The 20,351-nt window shown below is 64.0% G+C and carries 19 protein-coding genes; 12 read left to right on the top strand and 7 right to left on the bottom strand.

Features of this window, described 5'->3' with window-relative positions; translation table 11 throughout:
* Positions 1-166 precede the first annotated feature (166 nt).
* Together BLS13_RS18040 and BLS13_RS18035 are read right to left on the bottom strand one after the other, a co-directional pair.
* A complete protein-coding gene (locus BLS13_RS18040) occupies positions 167-601 on the bottom strand; it encodes a response regulator (protein WP_371128223.1) in 435 nt (144 codons plus the stop codon).
* Positions 602-648: 47 nt separating this feature from the next.
* Positions 649-2,298 carry an electron transfer flavoprotein-ubiquinone oxidoreductase gene (locus BLS13_RS18035; protein WP_093454206.1) on the bottom strand — a complete coding sequence of 550 codons (1,650 nt, stop codon included), beginning with the start codon at positions 2,296-2,298 and terminating at the stop codon, positions 649-651.
* 121 nt (positions 2,299-2,419) lie between these two features.
* On the opposite strand from BLS13_RS18035, the gene BLS13_RS18030 reads away from it, so the two are divergent.
* The 9 genes from BLS13_RS18030 to BLS13_RS17990 all read left to right on the top strand — a co-directional run bounded on the left by BLS13_RS18030 (position 2,420) and on the right by BLS13_RS17990 (position 12,504).
* On the top strand, positions 2,420-3,151 hold the full coding sequence (locus BLS13_RS18030; protein ID WP_256325959.1) for a uracil-DNA glycosylase family protein: 732 nt from the start codon (positions 2,420-2,422) through the stop codon (positions 3,149-3,151).
* On the top strand, positions 3,148-4,890 hold the full coding sequence (locus BLS13_RS18025; RefSeq protein ID WP_093454204.1) for a lytic transglycosylase domain-containing protein: 1,743 nt from the start codon (positions 3,148-3,150) through the stop codon (positions 4,888-4,890). Before BLS13_RS18030 ends, BLS13_RS18025 begins: the two co-directional genes overlap by 4 nt.
* Positions 4,891-4,975: 85 nt before the next feature.
* A complete protein-coding gene (locus tag BLS13_RS18020; RefSeq protein WP_093454203.1) occupies positions 4,976-5,416 on the top strand; it encodes a hypothetical protein in 441 nt (146 codons plus the stop codon).
* Positions 5,417-5,661: 245 nt separating this feature from the next.
* Positions 5,662-6,189 (top strand): molybdenum cofactor biosynthesis protein B, encoded by a 528-nt coding sequence (gene moaB / locus BLS13_RS18015; RefSeq protein WP_093454247.1) that lies wholly within the window; start codon positions 5,662-5,664, stop codon positions 6,187-6,189.
* Complete coding sequence (locus BLS13_RS18010; protein WP_093454200.1) at positions 6,186-6,635, top strand: hypothetical protein; 450 nt, start codon at positions 6,186-6,188, stop codon at positions 6,633-6,635. The genes moaB and BLS13_RS18010 overlap by 4 nt, the downstream gene beginning before the upstream one ends.
* Before the next feature lie 85 nt (positions 6,636-6,720).
* Positions 6,721-7,788, top strand: coding sequence for a helix-turn-helix transcriptional regulator (locus tag BLS13_RS18005; RefSeq protein WP_093454199.1), 1,068 nt, complete (start codon positions 6,721-6,723; stop codon positions 7,786-7,788).
* Positions 7,789-7,909: 121 nt separating this feature from the next.
* A complete protein-coding gene (locus tag BLS13_RS18000; protein ID WP_093454197.1) occupies positions 7,910-8,821 on the top strand; it encodes an alpha/beta fold hydrolase in 912 nt (303 codons plus the stop codon).
* Between the two features lie 11 nt (positions 8,822-8,832).
* Positions 8,833-11,079 carry a TonB-dependent receptor gene (locus tag BLS13_RS17995; RefSeq protein WP_093454196.1) on the top strand — a complete coding sequence of 749 codons (2,247 nt, stop codon included), beginning with the start codon at positions 8,833-8,835 and terminating at the stop codon, positions 11,077-11,079.
* 147 nt (positions 11,080-11,226) lie between these two features.
* The gene (locus BLS13_RS17990; RefSeq protein WP_256325958.1) at positions 11,227-12,504 is read left to right on the top strand and encodes a spinster family MFS transporter; all 1,278 of its coding nucleotides are present in this window, start codon (positions 11,227-11,229) and stop codon (positions 12,502-12,504) included.
* On the opposite strand, the gene BLS13_RS17985 is transcribed toward BLS13_RS17990, so the two are convergent.
* The 5 genes from BLS13_RS17985 to BLS13_RS17970 all read right to left on the bottom strand — a co-directional run bounded on the left by BLS13_RS17985 (position 12,491) and on the right by BLS13_RS17970 (position 16,804).
* Entirely contained in the window at positions 12,491-13,555 is a 1,065-nt protein-coding gene (locus BLS13_RS17985) for a PA0069 family radical SAM protein (RefSeq protein WP_093454194.1), read from the bottom strand. The genes BLS13_RS17990 and BLS13_RS17985 overlap by 14 nt on opposite strands.
* Positions 13,556-13,616: 61 nt before the next feature.
* On the bottom strand, positions 13,617-14,186 hold the full coding sequence (locus BLS13_RS17980) for a CvpA family protein (RefSeq protein ID WP_093454192.1): 570 nt from the start codon (positions 14,184-14,186) through the stop codon (positions 13,617-13,619).
* A 9-nt stretch (positions 14,187-14,195) separates the two neighbouring features.
* Positions 14,196-15,563 (bottom strand): DNA repair protein RadA, encoded by a 1,368-nt coding sequence (gene radA, locus BLS13_RS17975; RefSeq protein ID WP_093454191.1) that lies wholly within the window; start codon positions 15,561-15,563, stop codon positions 14,196-14,198.
* Positions 15,564-15,836: 273 nt separating this feature from the next.
* The gene (locus tag BLS13_RS20790) at positions 15,837-15,977 is read right to left on the bottom strand and encodes a hypothetical protein (protein WP_176943665.1); all 141 of its coding nucleotides are present in this window, start codon (positions 15,975-15,977) and stop codon (positions 15,837-15,839) included.
* Positions 15,978-16,162: 185 nt separating this feature from the next.
* Positions 16,163-16,804 carry a cation efflux transmembrane domain-containing protein gene (locus tag BLS13_RS17970; protein WP_093454244.1) on the bottom strand — a complete coding sequence of 214 codons (642 nt, stop codon included), beginning with the start codon at positions 16,802-16,804 and terminating at the stop codon, positions 16,163-16,165.
* Between the two features lie 145 nt (positions 16,805-16,949).
* On the opposite strand from BLS13_RS17970, the gene BLS13_RS17965 reads away from it, so the two are divergent.
* The 3 genes from BLS13_RS17965 (at position 16,950) to pyrF (ending at position 20,350) form a co-directional block, all read left to right on the top strand.
* On the top strand, positions 16,950-19,280 hold the full coding sequence (locus tag BLS13_RS17965) for a patatin-like protein (protein ID WP_093454242.1): 2,331 nt from the start codon (positions 16,950-16,952) through the stop codon (positions 19,278-19,280).
* A gap of 93 nt (positions 19,281-19,373) precedes the next feature.
* Entirely contained in the window at positions 19,374-19,676 is a 303-nt protein-coding gene (locus tag BLS13_RS17960; protein WP_093454189.1) for a LapA family protein, read from the top strand.
* Positions 19,676-20,350, top strand: a complete 675-nt coding sequence (gene pyrF, locus BLS13_RS17955) for an orotidine-5'-phosphate decarboxylase (protein ID WP_093454188.1) — start codon at positions 19,676-19,678, stop codon at positions 20,348-20,350. Before BLS13_RS17960 ends, pyrF begins: the two co-directional genes overlap by 1 nt.
* Position 20,351: the final 1 nt, after the last annotated feature.

Genomic DNA, 20,351 nt, shown 5'->3' with positions numbered 1-20,351 from the left:
AGCGCAACGGCCCGTTAATGCCAGTCATTCCCGCGCAAGCGAGAATCTAGCTCACCGCAAACACCCTGCTTGTTGATCGATAAATTCCCGCTTGGGCGGGAATGTCGAGGTGCGGGTTAGATTTGATGCAAATAGCTCCGGATCGCGCGTGGGCGATCCATTCAAGTCAATGCAAAACGCCGCTGATCGCGCTGCGCAGCACATCCGCCTCGAACGGCTTCACGAACCACCCTAGCACGCCCAGCCGATTGGCAAGATTGCGTTTCTGCTCGGCGCCCTCGGTGCTCAGCACGAGGATGGGCAAATCCTGCTGTTCCGTTCGGGTCCGAAGCTGCTCGATCAGGCCAAATCCGTCGAGGCGCGGCATGTTGATATCGGTGATCAGCAGGTCGGGGCGATCGTTGGACGCGAGCCATTCCAGCGCCTCGACGCCATCTTCGGCTTCATGCACGACATGGCCTTCACGCACCAGAAAACACCGCAGCAACAAGCGCATGGTGCGCGAATCTTCAACGATGAGAATTGTTGCGGCCATCATATATTCCCCGGAGTTCGCCCGTAGTAGAACCGCCACGGTTAATAAGCCGTGGTCAGCCGGCAAATTTCTTGCCGACTGCCGGGGAAGTCAGAGAAAGTGGCGCCCGCTTGTCACATATTCGGGTAGTTCGGCCCGCCGCCGCCCTCCGGGGTCACCCAGTTGATGTTCTGGGTGGGGTCCTTGATGTCGCAGGTCTTGCAGTGGACGCAGTTCTGCGCGTTGATCTGCAGTTTCGGATCGCCGGTATCGCGCCCGACGATCTCATACACGCCGGCCGGACAATAACGCTGCTCGGGCGCATCGTAATACGGCAGGTTGATGTCGATCGGAACGCTCGAATCCTTGAGCTGCAGGTGAATCGGCTGATCTTCCTCATGATTGGTGTTCGACAGGAACACCGAGGACAGACGATCGAAGCTGATCTTGTTGTCGGGCTTCGGATATTCGATCCTGGGTGCGATATCGGCGCGCCACATGCCCTCATTGTCCTTGTGATGCTTGAGCGTGAACGGCAGGCCGATCTTCAGGTAACGCATCCACATGTCGGCGCCCGCGATCAGCGTGCCGGCGAGCGGACCGAATTTCGCGACCGCCGGCTCAGCATTGCGGACGATCTTCAGTTCCTTGGCGATCCAGCTTTGGTTGAGCGCCTCCGGATAGCTCGTCAGCTCGTCGCCCTGGCGATCGGCCACCACCGCGGCAAATGCCGCTTCGGCCGCCAGCATGCCCGATTTCATCGCGGTATGGCTGCCCTTGATGCGCGGCACGTTGACGAAGCCCGCCGAGCAACCGATCAGCGCACCGCCGGGGAAGGTGAGCTTGGGGATCGACTGCCAGCCACCCTCGTTGATCGCGCGTGCGCCGTATGACACGCGGCGCCCGCCCTCCAGCACCGCACGGATCGCCGGATGCTGCTTCCAGCGCTGAAACTCCTCGAACGGATACATGTGCGGATTCTTGTAGCCGAGGCCGACCACGAACCCCAAGGCGACCTGGTTGTTCGCCTGATGATAGAGGAAGCCCCCGCCGACCTCGTCGGTCAGTGGCCAGCCCTGGGTGTGGATCACGCGGCCCGCGACGTGCTTGGCGGGATCGATGTCCCACAATTCCTTGATGCCGATGCCATAGGTCTGCGGCTGGCAATCGGCCTCGAGGTCGAACTTGCCCTTGAGCATTTTCGACAGATGGCCGCGCACGCCTTCGGCGAAGAAGGTGTAGCGCGCGTGCAGCTCCATGCCGGGCTGATAATCGGGCTTGTGCTCGCCATCGCGGGCGATGCCCATGTCGCCGGTGGCAACGCCCTTCACCGATCCATCGTCGTTGTACAGGATCTCGGCGGCGGCAAAGCCGGGGAAGATTTCGACGCCGAGATTTTCGGCCTGTCCCGCGAGCCAGCGGCACAGATTGCCGAGCGAAACGGTGTAGGTGCCCTTATTGTGCATGAACGGCGGCGTCATGATGTGCGGCATCGCGAAATGCTTGTTCTTCGTCAGGATCCAGTGGTGATTTTCCACCACCGGCACCGTCATCGGGCAATCGAGGTCGCGCCAGTCGGGGATCAGTTCGTCGAGCGCGATCGGGTCGACCACGGCGCCGGACAGGATATGCGCACCGACCTCCGATCCCTTTTCGAGGATGCACACGCCGATCTCCCGGCCCGCCTCATTTGCCAATTGTTTGAGGCGGATCGCTGCCGCCAGTCCCGCAGGCCCGGCGCCTACGATCACGACATCATATGTCATTGATTCGCGCGTCGACATCAACTCTTCCTCTTACGATGAACCGAACTGCTTCCAGTCGTCGTCTTAACAAAACGCTGTACCGGAAAGCCGCTGCCCGTACATTGACCATCCCGTCAACCCATTCCTTTATCAATATGCAATGCGGGTAGGGGAAATCATCGAACCGGCGGCGGAAATCGCCAGCCTGATGTCATGGTGGCATGAGGCGGGTATCGACACGTTCGTCAACGATGCGCCGCGCGACTGGCTTGCCCCGCCCGCACGGCCCGCCGCAGCCGTTCGAACACAGCCCCCTGCGCCGACGGCGGCTCCGGCCGGCCTTCCGGCCACACTCCCAGAATTTCACGAATGGCTGCGCACGAGCAGCGCGATCCCGGTTCCCGAAACGCTCCGCATCGCCCCTGCGGGCGATATCACGTCAGGGCTGATGATGCTCATCGATCAGCCCGAGGCGGACGATGCCGATGCCGGCCAGATCATGGCCGGCAAGATCGGCCGCCTGTTCGACAGGATGTTGGCCGCGATCGGCCGCGACCGTGCTTCGATCTATCTGGCGGCGATGGCCCCGGGCCGGCCGGCCGGCGGCTATATCGATGCGGCGATGGCCGCACAATTCACCCGGATCGCCCGCCACCAGGTCGCGCTCGCCAGGCCGCGCGCACTGCTGCTGATGGGCGAGGCGCCGTCGCGTGCGCTGCTCGACCTCGGCTTCGTCGAGGCGCGCGGCCGCGTTCACGAGATCGACCTCGATGGCACGAGCGTTCGCGCCATCGCGACCTTCCACCCTCGCACGCTGATCCAGCATCCGGCGCAAAAGGCGCGCGCCTGGTCGGATCTGCAGTTGCTCATGAAGACTTTGGAGACCCGATGATTCGTCGCCTGCTGATCACCGCCGCGCTCGTCGCCACGCCGACAGCCCTTTTTGCGCAGGCGGCACCGGTAGCCACCGCTCAGCAAGCCGTGCCCGCACAGCTGACACCGGATCAGCGCAGCGCCTATCGCAATATCTTCGCCGCGATCCGCGCCGGCGATTGGACGACGGCGACCAGCGGCCTCGATGCGCTGCCGAACGGGCCCCTCACCGCGGTCGCCCGTGCCGAACTCATTCTCGCCAAGGGTTCGCCCAAGGCCGATGATGCCACGCTCGCCGATCTGCTCACCAACGGCCGCGACCTGCCCGAAGCGCCGCAGATCGCCCGCGTCGCGCAGGCGCGCAACCTGGCTTTGCCCGCCTTGCCGGTGGCCCGCGATCTCGTCCGCATGGCCGGGCCGCCCAAGCGCCAGAACGCTCGCGCACTGCGCAACGACAATGCTGCGGCGGCATTGGCCCAGCAGGTCAACCCGCTGATCAGGAACGATCAGCCCACCGACGCCGAAGCGCTCGTCACCGCCCGCCTCGCCGATCTTCTGCCCGAAGCGCAGACGCAATTTCTGCAGCGGGTCGCCTGGTCCTATTATCTGACCGGGGATGATACGAACGCGATCCGCGTTGCCACGCAGGCGCGCGCCGGTTCCGGCGACTGGGCGGTTCAAGCGGATTGGGTGCTCGGGCTCGCGGCATGGCGGGCAAAGGATTGCGATCGCGCCGCAACCGCTTTCGATGCCGTATCCGCCCGCGCCCGCGATTCCGAGATGATGGCGGCCGGGCTCTACTGGACCGCGCGCGCCGACATGCAGTGCCGGCGGCCCGACCGCATCGAACCCCGCCTGCGCAGCGCCGCACGGCTGCACGAGACCTTTTACGGCATGCTGTCGCAGGCGGCCCTTGGTATTTCCGACACGCCGGACAATGGCACGCGGCTGACCGCGCTCGACTGGTCGACGATCGGCGCGCTGCCGAACATCCGCCGCGCCGCCGCGCTCGCCGAGATCGATGAGACGGCACTCGCCGATCAGCTGCTGCGCTATCAGGCACGGATCGGGCTCGCGCAGGATCATGAATCGCTGATCCACCTCGCCGCCCGGCTCAACCTGCCTTCGACTCAGATCTGGCTCGCGCAGAACGGCCCGTCGGGCTCACGCCTGTCGGCCAGCGCGCGCTATCCCACCCCCGCCTGGACGCCGGCGAGCGGCTGGCAGGTCGATCGATCGCTGATCTTCGCCCATGCGCTCCAGGAATCGCAGTTCCGCCCCGATGCGACCAGCTCAGCCGGCGCGCGCGGCGTGATGCAGCTGATGCCCGGCACCGCGCAGATGGTCGCGCGCCATCAGGGCCGCACGATCGATGCGGCGATGCTCTCGCAGCCTGCCGCCAGCATGGAACTGGGACAGCAATATCTGCGCGAGCTCGCCGGTAATTCGGGGACGGCAGGCCTGCTGCCCAAGGTGATCGCCGCCTATAATGCCGGTCCCAATTCGGTAGCGAACTGGAATGCGCGCGGCCGCAACCTCGCCGATCCGCTGCTGTTCATCGAATCGATCCCGTTCACCGAGACCCGTGCTTATGTGACGATCGTGCTGCGCAATTACTGGATGTATCAGAAGCAGGCCGGCGCAAAGCCAGGCAGCCTGACCGCGATCGCGCAAGGGCTGTGGCCGAAATTCCCGGGCCTGCCGGGGCGCGAGGCGGTCCGGTTGTCAGCTTTGGGCGGGGTTGCCAGCGCGGATTAAATTTGATCCTGGCTATGCCGGTTTTATCACCAACAGCATTAGACGATCAGTTGCGAACGTGACGCGATCCTGACACGCTTGGATCATGCCAACTTTGTTTGTCGAAGCCGACGAGCCGTTGCTCATTTTCCCGTCCACTGCGGCAGCAGAGCATTATCTTGAGGTTCAAGATGTACGGGCCGGCATCTATCCGAGAGCCTCTGGTCCGTTGGGGGATGTCCATGACGTTATCGCGCGGGGCAGCCGCGTCGTTATTCAGCAATCTGCTGCTCCTCCGAAACCCAATGACCTCAAGTTGCTGCTGTCGAGATATTTGGAGACGCTTGGCGAGCCCGCCTCAAAAGAGGCTGATCTAGCTACCCTCGTTGCGCTAGTAGAAGCTCATGAGGAAGCATTCTGGTCTGAACACGATCCTTATGGAGGCCGATTTTCAACACGCGTCCCCTTGTGGGGCTGTTTGGCAGTGATCTTGGCGTTGACCAGCGTAATCCATCTTAGCTGGCGCTACGTGGCGAACGGCAACTAACCACCACTAAACGGTGACAACCGCTCTTGGTGTATCGTGATCTCAATACCCGCAGTTCCCGTTCTCCGGCATAGCATTCATGCGTCGGCATATTAAGGTGACGGGATCGAGCACCTGGATTAGCGGGTGCCGGCAATCCCGCGACGCCATCACCGAGTAGCGGACAGTCCACCCCTAGAATTTATCTTCCGCTTCACCATTTGCCGGTTATGAGCCTGTCGCCTGCATATCCCTGGAACACCGCCATGCCGATCGACCAAAGCCTGCCCTTCCACCCCGTCCGCATCGCGGTGCTAACTGTCTCGGACACGCGCGACCTCGCGCAGGATAAATCGGGCGATACGTTGGTCGCGCGGATCGAGGGGGCCGGCCATATCCTCGCCGATCGGGCGATCGTGGTCGACGATGCCGATCTGATCGTTGCGCGGCTCCATCGCTGGATCGACGATCCGGCGGTCGATTGCGTGATCACCACCGGCGGAACCGGCGTCACCGGCCGCGATGTGACGCCCGAGGCGCTGGCGCGGGTGTGGGACAAGGAAATTCCCGGCTTCGGCGAACTGTTCCGCTGGCTGAGCTACGCCAAGATCGGCACCTCGACAATCCAGTCGCGCGCAACCGCCGGCGTCGCACGCGGCACCTATCTGTTCGCTTTGCCGGGCTCGACCGGCGCGGTGAAGGATGGTTGGGACGATATCCTCGTCAGCCAGCTCGACAGCCGCCATCGCCCCTGCAACTTCGTCGAATTGTTCCCGAGGTTGATGGAAAAATGATCCCGTTGCTGCTGGCGGCCGCGCTGGTGGTCGTCAATGTCGACGAACCGGGCTGGGCCCGATTTTCGCGCAGTTCGCTGCTGCCCCCCGGCGAGACCCGGATCACAGTCGGCACGCTCGGCTATGACCGCGAGCATCGCAAGCTCGATTATTGGCTGCGTCGCAACGACGCCGGCCAGACATACTGGACAGACAGCCGGAAGTGTCCACAGGCCCGCGACATATTGAGCGCGATGCGGTTCATCGAGCGCGAACCGCAATCCGGCGCAATCGCCTTTTTCCCCGAAAGCATCGACTACACGCTCGATACGCCCGGCTCGGCCGGGCAGGGGGCGACGCATATGGCATCGGGCCCCGATACTTCGCTGGCCAAATGGGTCGATACGGCGATGGTCGCGTTGGCGCCTTGCTGGTCCCCCACCCCACCCACGCGCCCGGCTCCGTAAGACCTCCGGCCCCGACGGCGCTTGCTATTGCATCGGATATCGAGAAGGGACAAATTCGCTCAACCCTTAGCGCCGACCGGAAACGATGCCCGCCGCCAGACCCGACCATGTCCCCGATGCCGCGCCAGCCCTGTTGCGTGTCGCGGCAATTCGGCCATTGCTCGCGATAATGGCCGCGTCCGGCCTGACGCCCGATCCGATCCTGCGCCGCGCAGGGCTGCCGGCCGATCTGCTCGATCAGCACGAAGGCGCGATGGTCCGGCTGTCCGACTATTTCCGGATTTGCGAGCAGATGGCGCTGCAGGGCAATGACGAAAGCTGCCATGTCTCGCTACGCCCGCTGATGGTCGGCACCTCCGAACTGGTGCAATCGCGCCTGCGCGGCTGCACCAGCATGGCGGGCGTGATGGAGGTGGTCGCCAACAGCTACAATATCATCCACGGTAATCGCTACAATCAGATCCAGCGGCGCGGATCGACGATCACTTACGCGATCGACGATACCAATTTCCCGTATGCGCTCGATCATGACGACGCCTTCATCATCCTGTCGCTCGAATGTTTGCTGATCTATGTTCATGTCCTGCTGCTGTCGCTGGTGCCGGGCGAACAATCGCTGCCGCTGCGGCTGATCCGCACACGCGGCACCGCCGATCCGGCCAAGGCGAGCCATCTCGATTTCTGGAAGGTGCCGATCAGGCGCGGCAGCCCGATCTTCGCGCTCGAATATGACGGTACGGTCGATGAGATTGGCGTCATGCCCACCAGCAGCCCGGTGCTGGCCGCGCGGACGATCTATGGCGGCGTCGCCGACATGCTCGACAGGATCGCGCCGCCCAGGCGCAGCCCGGCCGCGATCGTCGAACGGGTCGAACGCGAAATCGCCGCCGGGCGACAGGATCAGGCCGAGGTGGCCGCCGCCCTCGGCATGAGCGTCGCCTCGCTGCGTCGCCGGCTTGCCGATGCCGGGCTGCCATTTCGCGACGTACGCGCAAATATGCTCAACAGCATTGCCTGCGCCGCGCTCGACAATGGCCAGCCGATCGCAGATATCGCAGATATGCTGGGATTTTCCGACGGCCGCAGCTTCGCGCGCGCCTTCCGCCAATGGAATGGCATCGCGCCCGGCGCGTGGCGCCAGATCGCCGACTGAGCGAATTTGTCCCTTCAAATCTGATCGGAAGCGTCGTCGACAACGATGCCCGTCGCCCTATCCTGAACACCAAGCTGGCCCAATCAGAGGTCATGTTCACCAGGGTGCGGGATAGCCATTGATGGGCTTCGATCGTCTTTTCCTTTTCGGGACCGCCGTGCTGGCGCTGACCGGCGCATCGGCGCGTGCGCAGGCACCGATTCCCGTCGACGCGACGACCTATGCCCGGGCCGCCGATCATTATGTCACGATCGATGGCGCGAGGCTGCGAATCCGCGACGAAGGCGATCGCAAGGCGCCACCGATCATTCTGGTCCACGGGTTCAGCTTCAGCCTCGAAAGCTGGGACGACTGGGCCGCCGATCTGGCGCGCGATCATCGCGTGATCCGCTACGATCTTGCCGGCCATGGCCTCAGCGCGCCCGATCCCAAGGGCCGCTACGGAACGCTGGACCGGGTCCACGAACTGCGCGGGCTGATGAACCGACTGCACATCCGCAAGGCCGTGATCGCCGGCAACAGCTTTGGCGGGCTCGTCGCGTGGAATTTTGCGGCACTCTATCCGGAACGGGTCAATCGCCTGATCCTCGTCGACAGCGCCGCCTTCTCGATCAACGGCGTCACCGAACGGCCGGTGGCCGTGCCGGCGATGATGCGCCTCTATCTGCAGGCGCCAAGTCCCGCTGCGGTTGCCGGATCGGCGGGAGCAATCTTCGCGCATCCCGAAAGGCTCAGCGCCGAACGGCTCGCCTTGATGCGGGCAATGATCGCGCGCAACGGCCCGGCGCTGATCGCGCACCTCGAACAATTCACCTTGCCCGAGCCGCGCCCGGCACTGGCCCGGATCACAGCGCCTACGCTGATCCTGTGGGGCCGCGCCGATCGCGTCGTCCCGGTCGCGCAGGCCGCCGATCTGTCCGCGGCGATCAGGGCCTCGCAGCTCATCATCTACGACGATGTCGGCCACGCCCCGCAGGAGGAGGCAAGCAGCCGGTCGATCGCCGACGTCCGTACGTTTCTGAATAACAAATAAGAGAGGCTGTCATGACCAAGAGAATCGCATTGCTTCATCTGCTTGCGGCCGGCGCCGCACCGTTCGCGCTCGCGACCCCGCGGATCGCTTCGGCCCAAGTCCCGGCGGCTAAGACCGTCGCTACGCCGGCCGAAGCCACCGACGCCGACAACAAGGGCGAAATCGTCGTCACCGCCCGCCGCCGCGAGGAAAGCCTGATCTCGGTGCCGATCTCGGTGACGGCGATCAGCGGCGACGCGCTCGGCAAGCAGGGCGCCGTCGATATCACCACCTTGCAGGATCGCACCCCGAACCTGACCTTGCAGATCGCCCGCGGTTCGAACAGCACCTTGATCGCGTTCATCCGCGGCGTCGGCCAGCAGGATCCTTTGTGGGGCTTCGAACCCGGCGTCGGCCTTTATGTCGACGATGTCTATGTCGCCCGTCCGCAGGGCGCGGTGCTCGACATCTTCGACGTCCAGCGGGTCGAGGTGCTGCGCGGGCCGCAGGGCACGCTCTATGGCCGCAACACGATCGGCGGCGCGATCAAATATGTGACGAAGAAGCTCGGTCACGAATTCGAAGGCGATGTGAAGGGATCGTACGGATCCTATAATCAGCGCGACCTGATCGGCAAGGTGACGGTGCCCGTGACCGACACGCTCTCGGTTGGCGGCGCAGTCGCTTATTACAAGCGCGACGGCTACGGCAAAAACCTGACCACCGGCAAGGATCAGTATGACAAGGACGTGCTGGCGCTGCGCCTGGCGGCCGAATTCACCCCCAGCGACACGATGTTCTTCCGGCTGGCCGGCGATCGCACGGTCGATACGTCGAATCCGCGCCACGGCACCCGCCTGGTCGGCAATGGCGTCGATCCGGTCTACGCGACGACCGCCAGCGTCTATGACACGCGCGCCGGCGCAGGCGATCATAACCGGGTCGTCAGCGAAGGCGTCTCGCTCACCGGTGAGATCAAGCTCAACGACACTTTGACGTTCAAGACGATCAGCGCCTATCGCAAGGGCCATACCGACACGATCATCGACTTCGACAATACGGCGCTGCCGACGCTCGATATCCCCGCTTATTATCGCGATCACCAATATACGCAGGAATTGCAGCTGCTCTATCAGGGCGAACGGCTGCAGGGCGTGGCGGGCCTCTATTATCTGAACGGGGTTTCGGCGGGTGCATTCGATACGGTGCTGGGCCTGCTCAACACCACGATCCTGACCTCCGGATCGGTCAAGACCAAAAGCTATGCCGCCTTCACCGATCTCAGCTACGATCTGACCGACACGTTCAAGCTCTCGCTGGGCGCCCGATATACCAGGGATGACAAGACCGGTACGGTGCTGCGCCAGAACTATACCGGCATCCGATCGCCGGTGTTCGGCAATGCTTCGGCCATCCCCGGGCTGGTGCGGACCAATTATACCAACAGCCGCACCTTCGATCAGTTCACGCCGCGCGTCTCGCTCAGCTACCAGCCGAACCGCGATCTCAATGTCTATGCCTCGTACAGCAAGGGCTTCAAATCGGGCGGGTTCGACATGCGCGGCGATGCCCTGTTCACGCCGACCACGGTCAACGGCTACAAGCCCGAGACCGTCGACGCCTATGAAGTGGGGATGAAGGGCGCGTTCATCGATCGCACCCTGTTCCTGAACCTCGCCGGCTATTATTCGAACTACAAGAACCAGCAGGTGACGATCCAGGTGCCGAACGTGCTCGCGGGCGGCATCGCCAGCTTCGTCGACAATGCCGGCAAGGCCGAGATTTACGGCCTCGAAATGGAGGCCCGCGCTGTCCCGTCGCGCGACTTTCAGGCGACGCTCTCGGTTGGCTATACCCACGCCAAGTACAAGAAGTACCTGACCTTTATAGCGGGCGGCACGACGCCGGTGGACGTCGCCAGCCAGCGCGTTTTCCAGAACACGCCGAAATGGACGGTCGCGGCGAGCGCGACATGGTCAACCGACCTGGCAGGCGGGCGCTTCTCGGTAACCCCGGCCGTGTCGATGCGATCGGACGTATCCTTGTTCGAAATACCGAGCCCGGTGCTCGATCAGGACGGCTATTTCCTGGTCGACACCTCGGCCAACTGGGTGGCGCCGGGCGAGCGCTGGTCGCTTGGGGTTCACGCGCGCAACCTGACCAACAAGCGTTATCGGGTGGGCGGATATAATTTCCCCGGCGCGGCATTCGGCAATTCGCTGATCGGCTATTACGGCCCGCCGCGCACGGTGACCGGCACGGTGGAGTTCAAATTCTGATATCTCGCCTTTTCGTCATTCCCGCGGAAGCGGGAACCCACGGTTACGGAACGCTGGAATCGAACCGGTTCGCCGTCCATGGGTCCCCGCTTTCGCGGGGATGACGTGTTTTTCTAGCGCATGCACTCGGGGGGAATCAGTAAGCCCATGACCAATTCCCCCACCCGCACCGCGAACCATGCCGGCGTGATGGCGATGTTGCTGCTCGTCTATACGCTGAACTTCATCGATCGACAGATCATCGGCATCCTGGCCGTGCCGATCAAGGCGGACCTGCTGCTGTCCGACGCACAGCTCGGGCTGATGGGGGGCCTCGCGTTCGCGATGTTCTATACCGGGCTCGGCATTCCGATCGCGATGCTGGCCGATCGCAAGGATCGCAGCAAGATCATGGCGGTCTCGCTGTTCGTGTGGAGCCTGATGACTGCCCTGTGCGGCCTCACCCAGAATTTCTGGCAATTATTCGCGGCCCGGCTGGGGGTGGGAGTCGGCGAGGCCGGCGGCGTGGCCCCGGCCTATACGCTGATATCCGATCTGTTCCCGCCCGAACGCCGAGCGCGTGCGCTGGCGCTCTATGCCTTCGGCATCCCGATCGGCAGCGCGACCGGCATCGTGTTCGGCGGCGTCATCGCGACCTTGATCGACTGGCGCTATGCTTTCGTGATCGTCGGCGGGCTGGGGCTGATCGTCGCGCCATTGTTCCGCCGCGTGGTGCGCGATCCGCGATCGGCCCGGCCGCCGCATGTCGCGACCAGCCTGCGGCAGGTGTTCGCGACATTGATGACGAAACCGAGCTTCTGGTTGCTCTGCCTGGGCGCCGCCTGTTCGTCGATGATGGGCTATGGCCTGTTCTTCTGGCTGCCGAGCTTCTTCGTGCGCAGTTTCGGGATCAGCCTGCTCGACGCATCGCTCGGCTATGGCGCGATCCTGCTGGTCGGCGGGCTTTTTGGAATCTGGATGGGGGGCTTCCTATCGGACAGGCTCGCCCGCCGATCGAAGGCGGCTTATGCGCTGGTGCCCGCCGCGGCATTCATCGGCACCCTGCCCTTCTATGCGGTCGGCATCTCGTCCGAAACATTGTGGGTTGCGTTGCTTCTAATGCTCGTTCCCACCGCGCTCGGCCTTGTCTGGCTCGGCCCGGTGACCGCGGCCGTGCAGGGGCTGGTGCCGCATGCGATGCGATCGACGACGTCGGCGATCTTCCTGTTCGTCAACAATCTGATCGGCATCGGCATCGGCACACCGGCGATCGGGTGGCTTTCCGATCATCTCAAGAGCCGCCTGGGCGACGATTCGCTGCGCTATGCGATCCTGGCGGGCACCGGCTTTTACGTCCTCGCCGCCTTATTCCTCGCGCTGGCCGCGATCCGGCTGCCGAGGGACTGGCATAAGGTGGAACCCGAGGGCCCGATCAGAACAGCGTAAATTGTTGCCCCGGCGCCCTGAACAGATCGGTGCGCAGCACCAGCCGCTCGCTGTTCAGCCCGCGCCGGCGACAGGCGAGCGCAAAGCGCTTCTTCAGCGTGGCGGCATATTCCCCGGTCGGCCGGAACCGATCGAAGAAATCGCCCGCATTGTCGCGCCCGCCGCGCATCCCGTTGATCAGCATCATCACCTTCGCCGCGCGATCGGAATAATGCTCGGCCAGCCACTCGCGAAACAAGGGTGCCACCTCGTGCGGCAGCCGTACGACGATCGAAAAGGCCGCCTTCGCCCCGGCATCGGCCGCCGCGTCGACAATCGCCTCGATTTCATGGTCATTGATCGCCGGCACGATCGGCGAAACGCTGACGCAGGCCGGGATGCCGGCATCGACCAAAGTCCGGATCGCCGCGATCCGCCGGGCCGGCGTCGACGCGCGCGGCTCCATGATCCGGGCGGTATCGCGGTCGAGCGTCGTTACCGACATCATCACCGACACCAGCCCCTTCTCCGCCATCGGCGCCAATATATCGATATCGCGCAGGATCCGCGCCGACTTGGTGGTGATCATCACCGGATGGTCGTGCTCGGCCAGCACCTGCAGCACGCCGCGCGTGATCTCATAGCGTTCCTCGATCGGCTGATAGGGATCGGTGTTGGTGCCGATCGCGATCGGCTCGCATCTATAGGATCGCTTCCCCAGCTCGGCGCGCAGCAGATCGGCCGCAATCGGCTTGGCGAACAGCTTGGTTTCGAAATCGAGGCCCGGCGACAGGTTGTGATAGGCATGGGTCGGCCGCGCGAAGCAATAGATGCAGCCATGCTCGCAGCCCCGATAAGCGTTGATCGAGCGATCGAACGGAACGTCGGGCGATTTGTTGCGCGTCAGGATCGTCCGCGGCGTTTCGATCGTCACCGTCGTGCGGAGCGGCGGACCGCCGCCGTCTATCGCCTCCCGATCGTCGAGCCAGTCGCCATCGGCCTCGCGCGCGCGATCATCGAAACGCGTGCTGAGTGCCGCGCTGGGCGCTCCTCGACCCTTTACCGGTGGCATGATGGCGCCTCGTTCCGTTGCTGAAAACGGAACATAACAGGAACTATCGATGCTTCAAGCGTCATCGATCGCGATGTTGCAATTCCAGCGGCTGGATCAAGTTCCCGCTCTCGGCCGGCAACACCCCCGATTTACGGTGCTCGGCTACCCAGTCGACGATCGCCCGTCCGGTGGCGTTGAGCAGCGGGTGGGTGCGCGAGGTGCGCATCCATTCGGGCCGCTCGCTCTGCGCGCCATAAGCTGTGTCATAGCCGAGGTTGATCAGCAGATAGGCCAGGGTCGCGATGATCAGCCCCTTGATCGCACCGAAGCCGAAGCCGAGCGCACGATCGAGCGGGCCGAGGATCGACGATCGCGTCCGGCGGCCGAGCGAACCCGCGATCAGCTTGCCCCCGACATAGACGACCGCGAAGATCAGCACGAAAGCGAGCACGGCCGCTCCGCCATGGGTACCCACCACATGGGTCAGCATATCGGCCAGCGGCGTATGGAACAGCTTGAGCGCGGCAACCGCCGCCGCCCAGGCGAACAGCGACAATATCTCCGTGACGAAGCCGCGCATCAGGCCAAATACCGCGCCGCCGAAGATCAGCAGCAGCACGCAAACGTCGAGAGCGGTCAATCCATGCATCACCCGGCGCTACCCCCGGCCGAGCAGATGGTCAACGAGCGTGCCGAGCGTCGCGAAACGCGACTGGCGGATTTCCGGCTGCTTGACCTCCGCCGAGCCGGGCAGCCAAGCTTTGGCAAAGCCGAGCTTCGCCGATTCCTTGAGGCGTAATCCGGCATGCGCCACGGGGCGGATTTCGCCGGACAAAGCGACCTCGCCGAAGGTCACGCAATCGGTGGGCACCGGCCGCTCGGCCAGCGCCGAAACCAACGCCGCCGCCACTGCCAGATCGGCGGCCGGATCGACGACCCGGTAGCCGCCGGCAATGTTCAGATAGACTTCCGCCGTCGAGAAACTCAGCCCGCACCGCGCCTCGAGCACCGCGAGGATCATCGCGAGCCGCCCCGAATCCCAGCCGACCACCGCGCGCCGGGGTGTCGCGCCGCTCTGCAGCCGCACGACCAGAGCCTGGATCTCGACAAGCACCGGTCGCGTGCCTTCCATCGCCGGGAAGACGGTAGCGCCGCTCATCCCCTCGCCGCGCGCCGTAAGGAACAACGCGCTCGGGTTGGCGACTTCCTCCAGCCCGCCTTCGGCCATCGCGAACACGCCGATCTCGTCGGTGCCGCCGAAACGGTTCTTCACCGCGCGCAGGATGCGATATTGGTGGCTGCGCTCGCCTTCGAAGCTCAGCACCGTATCGACCATATGTTCGAGCACGCGCGGCCCCGCGATCGCGCCATCCTTGGTGACATGGCCGACCAGCACAACGGCGGTGCCGCGTTCCTTGGCGAAGCGGATCAGTTCCTGCGCCGAGGCGCGCACCTGGCTGACCGTGCCGGGCGCACCCTCGATCAGGTCGCTGTGCATCGTCTGGATGGAGTCGATCACCACCATCGCTGGCGCATCGCGCTCCAAGGTGGTGAGGATATCGCGCACCGACGTCGCCGAGGCGAGCTTGACCGGGGAATGGCCGAGCCCCAGCCGCCGCGCGCGCAACCGCACCTGATCGGCGGCCTCCTCGCCCGAAATATAGGCAACGCTCATCCCGTCGAGCGCCATCTTCGCCGCCGCTTGCAGCAGCAGGGTCGATTTGCCGATCCCCGGATCGCCACCGATCAGCGTCGCCGATCCGGGCACCAGCCCGCCGCCCAGCGCACGATCGAATTCGGCGATTCCGGTGGTCGAACGCTTCGGCAGCGGAATTTCGGCATCGAGCCCGACCAAAGCGATCGTCCGCCCGCCGGTGCGCAGATCGTGCCGCGCCGAAAAGACCGTGACGTTCGACGCCTCTTCGACAAGCGCGTTCCACTCGCCACAATCGACACACTGCCCCTGCCACTTGGTCGTGGCCGACCCGCAGGCCTGACAGACATAGCGCTTCTGCGGCTTCGCCATCTTTGCTCCAATACGAACGAAGCAAGAACATAGCGTTCAGGGACGACCACCGCAACGACCGAAATTCGCGGCCTGATCGGTGACTTCGAGCCTTGGGGTTGTCGGTTCCACCCGAGCCGAAACCACTCTGGATTATCTTTGTTTGCCGTGATGTGCGGGTCGCCGGAGCATTCCATCCGACTCGAAATCTCGGCTTTATATTGTCCACAACGGGCGTTTTTTTGCCTGTCCGCTTTTGGGAACGATAAAGCGAGAGCGGACGCGGGTGCGCCACTAAGAAGGAAAGGCGCCCGGCGGGATTGCAGCTTTACCTATCGCGGTAATGGAAAGCAGATAGAATGTTTCGCCTTCTTTGGCAGGCGGCAAGTAGCTTGCTTCGTCCTTCACGGCAGCAAGAGCCTCTTCGAGAGCCATTGGCACCGCCGCATTCGCTTGCCCCCAAGCCGCCACCTTAAGGGTTGTCGGGCAACCACCTGCCACGAGGGATGTCAGAAAGGCGATACTGTCACAGATGCTTCTCGTTGGCGGCCCCGAAGGTATCTCCCATAACGCCCGCCAGTCCTCGTGGCAGTCTTCCAAAAGGCCCGTCTCAATATCTCCTAATTGCACCGGTCTGTCACCTTCACACGCACAATCGGTAGCGCATTCCGGATGACCTGCACGGCCGAGCGCAGGAAGAGCGCCGCGATGATTGCGCCGACCAGAATGTCCGGCCAGGGCGACGCCGTAACCGCGACCAGCCCCGCCGCGATCAGGACGCCGACGTTGGAAATCACATCGTTCCGCGAGCATTCGAACGTGCTCGCCATGTTCACATCCAGCGCACGGAACCGCCAGAGCAGCCGAAGGCAGGTGACGTTGGCCGCCAGCGCGATGGCGCCGAACAGGAGCATCGTCATCGAGGAGGGCGGAATGCCGCTCCGCAGCTTGATTGCAACGTCGGCGGCAATGCCCAGGCCGAATGCGAGGATGATGATGCCCTTGACGAGCGCCGCCCCGCCCTTCCAGCGATCGCTCCGTGACAATGCGAACAGGCTCAGCCCATAGACGAAGGCATCGCCGGCCATATCGACGCTGTCGGCCATCAGCGCGGCCGATCCGGCGACCAGACCCGCGGCGAATTCGGCGATGAACATGACGGCATTGATCACCAGCACGATCTGCAGCGTGCGGCGCTGCCCGGCCTGCCGCGCCAGCCGCTCCAGCTCCTTGCCTTTCCCGGAACAGCAATCGTCCGCCATATCGCCGCCTTTCACCGAACAATCTCTGCCAGACGCGCCGTTTGCGCAAGCGCAGGACGACAGGCCCGGACGATCGATCCCCGCTTCGGAAGCGATTTGCGTAATTTCGCTGGCTCCCTTCCGAAAAATCTGAAAAATCATGAATATGCGGGAGAAGGAACTGCGACTGGCGCTGGTCTGCTACGGCGGAATCAGCCTGGCCGTCTATATGCACGGAATCACCAAGGAACTGTGGCGGCTGGCCCGTGCCAGCAGGGCCTTCCATGCCGGCGACAACCCCGTCGGCCCGCACACCAGCGAGGCGATCTACCGCGATTTGCTCGAACGGATCGAGCGCGAGACCGGGCTGAAGCTGCGCGCGCTGATCGATATCATTGCGGGATCGAGCGCCGGCGGGATCAACGGCCTGTTCCTGGGCCAGGCCATTGCATCGGGCCAGTCGCTGGAGCCCCTTACCGAGCTTTGGCTGGAGATGGCCGATGTCGAGGTGCTGATCGATCCCGATGCCCGCCCCTTGTCGCGCTTCACCAAATTCTGGGCGCTGCCGATCGCATGGGCCCTCAGCCGGCGGCGCGGCGGCGCGATCGACCGGACAGTAGCCCCTGCCGCCCGCGCCGAGGTGCGCCGGAAATTATCGCATTTCGTGCGCGCGCGCTGGTTCGAGCCGCCGTTCGGCGGCCAGGGCTTCTGCAACCTGATCCTCGACGCCTTCGATGCGATGGCGCGCGCACCGGCCGGGCCACCGTTGCTGCCGGCCCGCCAGCCGATCGACGTCAGCGTCACCGTCACCGATTTCCACGGGCATAGCGAGCACCTCCGCCTCCACAGCCCCGCTGTCGCCGAGGAGCGCGAGCACCGGCTGACGATCAATTTCAGCGATCATGGCCGCGCCGAGCGCCTGCTTGGCGACACCGCCGAATTGACCTTCGCCGCGCGCGCAACGGCGAGTTTCCCCGGCGCCTTCCCCCCGTTCAACGTCGCCGAACTCGATGCCGCGCTGCGCCAGCGCAACCGCGCCTGGCCGGGCCGTAAGGCATTTCTCGACCGGATCTTTCCCAGAAGCAGAAGCAGGAGCAATCCCGAGGACATGATCCTGATCGATGGATCGGTGCTGGCCAATGCGCCCTTCCGCCCCGCGATCGATGCGCTGCGCAACCGTCCGGCGCGGCGCGAGGTCGATCGCCGGTTCGTCTATGTCGATCCCACCGCCAATATCGATGCCACCCGCCATCATCGCGATGGCGCCATCGCCGTACCCGGCTTCTTCACAACGATTTTCGGCGCGCTTTCCACCATCCCGCGCGAGCAGCCGATCCGCGACAATCTCGAAACGATCGAACAGCGCTCCTATCGGATCGAGCAGACCCGCCGGATCATCATGGCGATCCGCGGCGATGTCGACAGCGCGGTCGAAGCCGCGATGGGGCGTACGATGCTGCTCTATCGGCCGAGTGCCGAACGAGTCCGGAGCTGGCGGCAGCGCGCGCATGACAATGCCGCGCGGCAAGCGGGCTTCGCTTATGCGGGCTATGGCCATCTGAAGCTCGCGACGATCGCCGATGAGCTGTCTTCTATGATCATATTGCTCGCCGAGCTCGACGACCCGGCCGAAATCGCCGCAACCCGATCGGCCGTATCGTCGCATATCCGCCGTGCCGAAACCGGCGATCAGGATATACTCGATCCGGGCCGCTACAATGAGGCCTTCGTCGCCTTTTTGCGCATGCACGACCTGGGCTTTCGCATCCGGCGATTGCGCTTCCTGGCCGACCGGTTGACGGAGATGGAAACGGGCGACGGCAGCAGCAGCCCGGCCGCGCTGCAGGGTGCGCGCAATGCCATCTACACCTCGCTGGCGCCCTTTCTCGATTTCCAGATGCGCGACCATTATTCGAGTCCGGTCGCCGCCGCGACCCGATCGGCCGATATCGATATCGCCACGGCCATCGCCGCGATCGGCGCCGCGCGCAATCTGGAGGCGATCGACGAACAGACCGACATGCAAATCGCAGCGGCGCTTCCCGCACTGTCGCGGGCCGATCGGCGCACCTTTCTGCACGCCTATCTCGGCTTCACCTTCTATGACCTGGCGACATTGTCGCTGGTCCGCGCGCAGGGGCAGCAGGAATTTCAGACGATCAAGGTCGACCGAATCTCGCCGGACGATTGCGGTTCGATCCGCAAGGGCGGCGCCGAGGCGACGCTGAAAGGGATCGAGTTCAACAGCTTCGGCGGGTTTTTCAGCAAGGCCTATCGCGAGAATGATTATTTGTGGGGCCGGCTGCACGGCGCCGAACGGCTGATCGACATCATCCTGTCGACGCTGCCGGACGATGCGCCGATGGCAGCGCGCGACGTCCGGGAAATCAAACGGGCGATCTTTCGTGCGATTCTGGACGAAGAGCGGTCGCGGCTGACGACGGTGCCCGATCTGATCCCGACGATCGAGCGCGAGGTCGATGCGATGGCATCATGACCAAAATGGTGTAGGCGAGCCCGAACAGGCATTGGCTGATGGCTGGCAATGTGGAATGGTTGACCCTAATATGGCTTCGGGGAGATGCGCCTTATGCAATTTCTTAAGACGCTGTTCTGGGTCGTAGCGGCGGTCATTGCGGTGGTGTTCGCGCTCCGCAACTGGACACCGGTGACGATCAACCTGTGGGCGGGCCTGCAGGCCGACATCAAATTGCCGGTGCTGGTGCTGGGCGCCCTGCTGATCGGCTTCCTGCCGCCTTATGCTCTGCATCGGGGCACGAAATGGCATATGCGCCGACGGATAGAAACGATGGAGCGTAACATAGCGGTTCAAATTCCCACGGCCCCCGAAACGCAGGCGCCCGCCGCCGCCAGCCTTTCGACGGAGGCCTGATGCGCGGCCCCATCTTTGTCGCGATCGATACGCCCGACATCGCCAAAGCGAAGGATATTGCCGTCCAGGTCCGGAACCATGTCGGCGGCATCAAGCTCGGCCTCGAATTTTTTTCGGCTCATGGCCAGACCGGCATTCGCGAAATGGCCGCGCTCGGCCTGCCGATCTTTCTCGACCTCAAGCTGCACGACATTCCAAACACCGTCGCCAAGGCGGTCCAGGCACTGGCGGGGCTCAAGCCCGCGATCCTGACGGTCCATGCGGCCGGCGGTCGCGCAATGATGGAAGATGCCAAGGCGGCGGCCCCATTGGGGACAAAGGTGGTGGCCGTTACGGTCCTGACCAGCCTTGACGGTGACGATCTTGCCGCCATCGGCGTCGGCAGCGATCCGCATGCCCAGGTGGAGCGATTGACACGATTGGCCCGCGAGGCCGGCGTCGATGGCGTCGTCTGCTCGGGCAATGAAGTGGCCGCCGCGAAGCGGATCTGGCCGCAAGGTTTCTTCGTGGTGCCAGGTGTGCGGCCGGCCGACGGTGAAATCGGCGACCAGAAGCGCGTGATGACGCCGCGCAAGGCGCTCGATCAGGGCGCATCGATTCTGGTGATCGGTCGCCCGATCACCACCGCCGCCGATCCCGACGCCGCCGCCCGCGCCATCGGCGCCACCCTATAAG

Origin of the sequence: Sphingomonas sp. YR710 (genome assembly GCF_900101455.1) — a bacterium.
In the GTDB taxonomy this organism is placed as follows: domain Bacteria; phylum Pseudomonadota; class Alphaproteobacteria; order Sphingomonadales; family Sphingomonadaceae; genus Rhizorhabdus.
The sequence above is the reverse complement of the archived record's forward strand: the minus strand, read 5'-3'. Positions and strand labels throughout refer to the sequence as shown.